This is a genomic window from Mycobacterium sp. (assembly GCF_049585075.1).
Classification (GTDB): Bacteria; Actinomycetota; Actinomycetes; order Mycobacteriales; family Mycobacteriaceae; genus Mycobacterium.
In genome coordinates this window covers 1-5438 of the sequence record NZ_JBAUZA010000182.1, presented here as the reverse complement: position 1 = coordinate 5438, position 5438 = coordinate 1, and the positions used below count along the sequence as shown (strand labels likewise).

Sequence of the window (5438 nt, the reverse complement as noted above, 5' to 3'; positions counted from 1 at the left end):
ACCCGGGCAGAAGCCCTTCGTCATGTCCGGCTGGTGCGGGTCGGGCGGATCAGCGCTGGCAACCGCAGCAGAAAGAACAAGCGCCGCAGCACAACTCAATATCGCAGCGCCACGACGAGTAAGCCTGAACGTCATTCGGACTCCCTAAGGTCAGCGGCGTGTCATCGCCGTCAACGCCGACGAGGCCATGAAGTCGGTGGCGCCATTCATGACTCGTCCTCCTCCAATTCGAATATCGGGATAGTACCCGTGGTTTTTGACTGATAGTCGCGTACGCGAACGCGGGAGACACTGTCTCCGAAAAGACGACATATGAGACCACCGCCCAACCAGCGCGATGGGAAAATTCCGGCCGCAAGCGCGCTGGGATCCTCCGATGCACCCAGGTGTGTCGAGATTCAGCGTGCGAGGAGGCGTTCTTTTTCCTTGCTGAATTCCTCATTAGTCAAGAGTCCGGAGTCGCGGAGGTCGCCGAGTTTGACTAACGCTTCGGCGAACTCGTGGACGTCGGCGGCCATTGCCGTGGCGTGTCCGGTCGGCGACGTGGGCGTCGTCGACACGCCGCGGGCGCAGTTAATCGACCCGATGCGCTCCTGACGTCGTCCCGGAGACCGAGTGCCGCTGATGGCGTTGCCCGCCATGTTCGCCAGGGTCATCTCACCCAGGAGGTTTGCCGGGCTTGCTACGAAAACTTCTGGAGCAGCGGCCAAGCCGGTGGTCGGCAATGTCAGCGCGGCAAGCCTGATCTCCGGAGCCGCCACGGTCCAGCCTTGCGGCACAGACATGCCCCCTACCGATGGCGCTCGACCCAGACCCGCCGTCACCGAAGGGACTTCGGTCGGGCCCAACGCCGTCACCGACCGCGCCGTCACATTCTCGACGGCGCCTTCGGGCAAGCGAAAACCGTTGATCCTGAACGTATCCAGGATACTTTGCTCGGTGCTTTCCAACCCCTCAAAGTGGAGTTCGTCTTCGTCGAACGATAAGTCGGCAAATATCGAGGTGGTGTTCAATGGCGTGAGCCCAGCCTGGGCCACACCCGGCAAGAACAGCACGATATCGATTAGGTCCGCCAGCGTGCCCAGAGTGTCAGTAACCGCCGCTGTCGATGTGGCACCCTGCGCTGTCGTGGCGGCCAGCTGGGACGCCACGGTCTGCGCACTTGTCGCGGCCGATGCCCCGGTGGTGGTCTGCGGTGATGGGCTAAACGGAGGCAGCGTTGTCGCCGACGCAGACGCGCCCGCGTAGCCGTACATCGCGGTGGCATCCTGCGCCCACATCCCGGCGTACAGGGTCTCGGTGGCCGCGATCGCCGGGGTATTTTGCCCGAACAGGTTGGTCGACACCAGCGCCTGCAATAGGGCGCGGTTGGCCGCGATCACCGGCGGGGGCACCATCGCCGCAAATGTCACCTCATAGGCGGCCGCCGCGGCTTTTGCCTGAGTGGCCGTCTGCTCGGCCTGCGCGGCAGTGGATCGCATCCATGCCACATAGCGCTCAGCTGCGGCCGTCATCGCCGCCGATGCGGCGCCGAGCCAGGGACCCGTGGTCAGCGCCGAGATCACCGACCCGTATGAGGCTGCCGCCGTGTTGAGCTCGGTGGCAATCCCGTCCCAGGCCGCCGCTGCGGCCAGCAGTGGTCCTGACCCAGGACCTACATACATTCGTCCGGAGTTGATTTCTGGGGGCAAGAGTGCGAAATCCATTGTGATACAACCTCCTAGATGTTCACCGTCGCATCGGTAGCCTCGGTGCGCGGACACGACTGCGTCGATTGTCGCGCAAGTCGAACTACGCGCGGAGAATTGCGCGAAAGAAACGCCAGGGCCTCGAAGGCGCGGCGCGCCACTTGGTCGCTGGCGGCGACATCGCCCGCAGTGCCGAGCTGATCGCCACGTCGGCCGAGCGGACCGCGGGCGCCGCGGCTACTTCGCGCGACGAAGGGTGCGCGGTCGGTGAGGAGCTGACCCCCAAGGAGATTGAGGTTCTTCGCCTGCTCGCCACCCGGTTGTCGCGACGTGAGATCGGTGCGCGGCTATACGTCTCGCTCAATACGGTGAAGACCCACCAACGCGCCATCTACCGCAAGCTCCGCGTTGAGCACCGCGGGGCGGCGGTCAGCCGGGCGCGAGAACTCGGCCTGCTGTAATTCGCCTGTCTGGGCCTGGCGGTGGGCCCGCTAGGTTGGCACGCTGGTATCGGGAACAGCCCTTAGTTCGGAGGCCGCGACGCGCCGTACGGGATTGAGCGTCTCGATGGAGGCAGGGCCGCCCTCCAGGTGATGCCGCGAACGTCGAGGAAGCATGATGAAGGTTCGGAAATGGACGGTCGCCCTGTTGATAGCGGTACTGGGCCTGATCGCTGGTGCTTCGGCGCTGGCGTCAGCGGCCCCCGACACTCAAGCCGACGTGACCTATCTGCATTTGCTCGACCAGAATGGGGTGGCCTACAGAACGACGCCAGTGTGGGCTCGGCAGTCAATGCCGGCGAGGAGCGAAATTCTCAGCACGACATGGGCGTGATCATCGCCACCGCAGTGGTCGCCTACCGACCGTCCCTGATCCCGGTGGTTCGGCACTGGGCGCTCAGCGCCGCCGGCTTCCCGTGTGCTTCCGCAGCTGAGGTGCTGCGATGAAGAAACTGATCACAGCTCTGTCGACCCCTCGACATCGGTGAACAAAACCGTCACCACCCCCGACGGAGCAGCCACCGTCATACTCCTGGCTCGATAAATTACTGCGGTGACAACCAACATCCTGCTCATTGTCGTTGTGATCGCGTCGGTCGCGTTAACCCTCTGGCTCGTTCAGCGGGGCGGTCGCAATCGCTGAGGGTTGCTTGCACGACCCTGCGGCGGCTGAAGTTGCTACTGAGGCAGAATTGAGCGATGAAGCCAGCCGGTGTGCATCATGTCGCCATCTGCGTCGCCGACGCGCAGAGAGGTCTCGCCTTTTACCGCGACGTGCTCGGCATGACGCAGCTGCCGCGCCCCCATCTCGGCGCGGGGTACTGGCTCGACGCCGGCGGCCAGCAAGTGCACCTGATGGAGTCCGACGCCCAGCCGCCCGGCGCGAACCACTTCGCGATCCGCGTCGACGACATCGATGCTGCCGTCAGCGATCTGCAGGAGAGGGGCGTCGAGGTCCACCGGATCCCGTTCATCCCCGGCGCCGGGCACCAGGCCTTCCTGCACGATCCGTTCGGCAACTTCATCGAGCTGAACCAGCCGGAATAGCTTGCGCGATCAGCCGACTCACTCATTGCAGCAATAGGTCGCGTCATTGCGGGATTTCACCGACTACCCGGACCACAGCGCGGACCCACGTCACCGACTCGACGAGCTCGGAGCATGGTGCACCGACACGCTCCAACGCCTTATCGAAAGCCCGCAGGTCGGCCAGACCTCGGGTGCGAACGCGCCGGACCGCGTCCCGTCCTGTTCGAGCGCCAACGAAAACCCACGCACGGATTGTGCAATGGCGGAGTACATCTCACGTAACACCGAACACTTCCTTGGCGACTCCCCAATACTTCTCGCGCGTGGCGGCGTTGTTCGGCACATGCCCGGGATGCCCGGTGTTGATCGTCGAGCCGAGGTCCTGGAACTCTTGCGGTGTCACGGGTTGGCCCGGCGGTATGAAACGGTTCAGGTCGTTTTCGTTCCAGTAGGCCGCCGCGGTGGCACAGGCTGCATCCGGCTGGGAGACCAGATCAGGGTTTTTCACCAAACGGTCATCGCCATAAAGCTTTTCGCTGACCGCCGCATAGTTAGATTTGCCGGTGATCTGCAAAATACCGCGTCCACGGTAGTTGTAGCCGTCGCCCGAACTGACATCGCCATTGCCGTTGATGTTCGCGTACTTGTTATTGAAATAGTTTCGCACGACCTGCTCGTCACTCCACTCCGAGCGGGGCAGTCCCCACGGCCGCTCGGTGACCATCCGTAGTCCGCCGGTCTCCTCGGCGATCTGCGCCATGAACGCCGCCCGCTGATCCGGCGTGGTGATATTGGCGTCGCGCATTGCCTTGCTCATCGACGTCAGCCACTGCAACTTTTTTGGAACGTATCCGCTGACGCAGCGCTCGCCGGGTGTGAACAATGAAGGGTCGAGCAGGCTGGGGTCGCCGAGTTTGATTAATGACGCGTCGAGCCGGCTGCGGTCGCCGGGTGTGATTAAGCCGGGTGTGATTAAAGCGTCGGGCATTTTCGCGTGCGCGACGACGGGCGGGCAGACGTCGGCGGTGTGACGCGTGGGTGCGGGTGCGGGTGCAGGCGCGGGCGCGGGTATGAGCGGTTGGGCAACCCCTGCCAGCGCCAGGATCGCCATGACGATGGTGGCCACCAATGCATACAGCCATAGCAGCTGCGCCGGCAACGCGTCGAACTGACGCTCGCCATGGGCGACCATGTCCGCCGCGGCCATCCGCGAGTTCTCCAGAGCCTGAAAGTCCCGGCGCGAAGACACCCCAACGCCCGTTCCCGACCTTCTCCTGTCGGCCACATCAATCGTCGTGTGTGGCAACATAAATCCCTGGCCACTCGCCGTGTAACCGCGCACGCTGCCACTCGAACTGGTGATGCCAGCCTGCGGATCCATTGCGATCAGGTGGTTGTGCGGTGTGGATGATCGATCGTGAAGCCGCGACTTCGCCGTAACCCCGGGTTGGCTGATCGCCGCCGCCCACGGCCGAGTGGCCGGTTCGCTAGGGTCCGCATGCATGTGAGGCTCAGCGCGTCCGGTTCGGCGAAGCCAGGGATCAGCCGAGTGAGCAGCGCTGCCGGCTCGGCGCGGAATTGGGCCCAGCCGTGGGTCGGCAATCAGGTAGCCCGACAGCCGGGGTGTGGACGGGCCGCTACCCGACGCTGCAACGACGCCATCGTCGCGTGGACGTTCCGTTGCTGCTGCGCGCGAGCTGCATAGCCCGCGCTTTTGATCGGACTGGCCGACGGCACGCCACCGGGCTCGGGTACTCGTCGGCCGTCGTTGGGCGGCAAGATCCTGCAGCGCGGCGCCTCGCGGCTCAAGAATCCCTCGCCCGGGCGCCCCCGACATCGACGACGATGAGCGCTCGGTAACCAGGGGCGAGCAATCGCTCCTGGTCATATCGCCATGCATGCCACCCACAGCGAACGAGTCCTTCATCACGGTCGTGGAACAAACAACAACGTTAGTTGCTAAACCACCCGAGCGCATTACCCAGACGGTCTACAGGCCGCGTGACCGACGACCGTCTACCGCCGCGTCGGCGGTGTTCTCGGTCAGCGGTAGGACAGAGTTAAGACACTCGGCGTGCGAACCGACGCCTGTCAGCAAAGAACCCAGACCATCTGGCTGGGTTTCTCTTGTGGAGCTAAGGGGACTCGAACCCTTGCTGACCAGGCAAAATGCAGTCTCAACTGCAGTTTCGGTTCGTTTCGTTTCGATTTAGTCCTGCTC

The 5438-nt window shown here is 63.8% G+C and carries 5 protein-coding genes and 1 pseudogene; 3 read left to right on the top strand and 3 right to left on the bottom strand.

Annotated elements, in window-relative coordinates; genetic code table 11:
- Positions 1-135 (bottom strand): annotated as a pseudogene (locus tag WB785_RS08565) (hypothetical protein); the annotation flags it as partial.
- A 263-nt stretch (positions 136-398) separates the two neighbouring features.
- Positions 399-1706: a PPE family protein, SVP subgroup gene (locus WB785_RS08560; protein WP_424078463.1), complete on the bottom strand. Its 1308-nt coding sequence runs from the start codon at positions 1704-1706 to the stop codon at positions 399-401.
- Between the two features lie 143 nt (positions 1707-1849).
- Between WB785_RS08560 and WB785_RS08555 the strand changes: the two genes are divergently transcribed.
- The 3 genes from WB785_RS08555 (at position 1850) to WB785_RS08545 (ending at position 3235) form a co-directional block, all read left to right on the top strand.
- Positions 1850-2149: a response regulator transcription factor gene (locus tag WB785_RS08555; protein WP_424078461.1), complete on the top strand. Its 300-nt coding sequence runs from the start codon at positions 1850-1852 to the stop codon at positions 2147-2149.
- A gap of 315 nt (positions 2150-2464) precedes the next feature.
- Positions 2465-2635 (top strand): hypothetical protein, encoded by a 171-nt coding sequence (locus tag WB785_RS08550; protein WP_424078459.1) that lies wholly within the window; start codon positions 2465-2467, stop codon positions 2633-2635.
- Positions 2636-2887: 252 nt separating this feature from the next.
- Positions 2888-3235: a VOC family protein gene (locus WB785_RS08545; RefSeq protein WP_424078457.1), complete on the top strand. Its 348-nt coding sequence runs from the start codon at positions 2888-2890 to the stop codon at positions 3233-3235.
- Between the two features lie 256 nt (positions 3236-3491).
- Here the strand turns inward: WB785_RS08545 and WB785_RS08540 are convergent, their stop codons facing one another.
- Positions 3492-4466 (bottom strand): glycoside hydrolase family 19 protein, encoded by a 975-nt coding sequence (locus WB785_RS08540; protein WP_424078455.1) that lies wholly within the window; start codon positions 4464-4466, stop codon positions 3492-3494.
- Positions 4467-5438: the final 972 nt, after the last annotated feature.

Bases quoted from the DNA above. Each gene is read 5' to 3' on its own strand.
- WB785_RS08545 (WP_424078457.1), top strand. From the start codon at position 2,888: ATGAAGCCAGCCGGTGTGCATCATGTCGCCATCTGCGTCGCCGACGCG.
- WB785_RS08560 (WP_424078463.1), bottom strand. From the start codon at position 1,706: ATGGATTTCGCACTCTTGCCCCCAGAAATCAACTCCGGACGAATGTAT.